The organism is Mesorhizobium sp. M4B.F.Ca.ET.214.01.1.1 (assembly GCF_004791545.1).
Taxonomy (GTDB): Bacteria; Pseudomonadota; Alphaproteobacteria; order Rhizobiales; family Rhizobiaceae; genus Mesorhizobium; species Mesorhizobium abyssinicae.
This window is the reverse complement of the sequence record NZ_SRUX01000345.1, coordinates 1-278: the sequence shown is the minus strand read 5'-3', so window position 1 is coordinate 278 and position 278 is coordinate 1. Positions and strand designations below refer to the sequence as shown.

The window sequence follows — 278 nt, the reverse complement described above, 5'->3', positions numbered from 1 at the left end:
ATGGAGCGCGGTCATCGTGAGGGCTATCGTTTCGCCCTAGAAACCCAGGGCAGCGTTGCAAGGGACTGGTTCGCCAATCTCGACGTTCTGGTGCTGAGCCCAAAGCCCCCGTCAAGCGGCATGGAAACGGATTGGGACGCGTTTGACGCTTGTCTGCGCATGGCCGCGGAAGCACCGCAGATCGCGCTGAAAATCGTTGTTTTTGACGACGGCGATTACGCCTATGCCCGCGCCGCCGCCGCCCGCTACCCAACTCTTTCGGTTTATCTCCAGCCCGG

The 278-nt window shown here is 61.2% G+C and carries 1 pseudogene; it reads left to right on the top strand.

Annotated elements, in window-relative coordinates:
• A pseudogene (locus EN857_RS34510) lies at positions 1-278 on the top strand (7-carboxy-7-deazaguanine synthase QueE); the annotation flags it as partial.